This window comes from Acidocella sp. MX-AZ02, from assembly GCF_000306035.1.
Classification (GTDB): Bacteria; Pseudomonadota; Alphaproteobacteria; order Acetobacterales; family Acetobacteraceae; genus Acidocella; species Acidocella facilis.
In genome coordinates, this window is record NZ_JH976276.1 from 1 (window position 1) to 427 (window position 427).

The following is a 427-nucleotide window of genomic DNA, read 5'->3' on the forward strand; positions in this document are numbered from 1 at the left end:
TTCACGCAGCGCCCCTATATGGTTTGGCAACTCTATTTTTTTGTTTTCCGCTGGCGTTCCGCCTAGCGTAAAAAATGTTACCGCAAGTGTTACCATACCGCTGATAGCTATGGCCCCAATCCATGCCAACCAGCCGGGCAAGCCGTTTTGGTATAGATATTCAACGCCATAGTAGAGACCGACCCAATTAATAATGCCGAGTACGACGACTAGACCAATGGCACGATGAAATATCAGACGCCTCGCCATGACGTTTTTTGCAAGCCCTGCCAATGCAGGCAGGCCGACATTGACCACGAGAGACGCGGCCATACATTGCGTGATGAATTGATTAACAGACTCATCCCGCAACCCGCCGAACCAAAAGCCAGCGGCCAAGAGTGCAGAATAGATAATCGTGAAGCCCATGGCCACACGATAAACGGCA

The 427-nt window shown here is 50.6% G+C and carries 1 pseudogene; it reads right to left on the reverse strand.

The annotated features are described in order from the left end of the window. Positions 1–408: pseudogene (locus tag MXAZACID_RS19585) on the reverse strand (type IV secretion system protein VirD4); the annotation flags it as partial. Positions 409–427 lie beyond the last annotated feature (19 nt).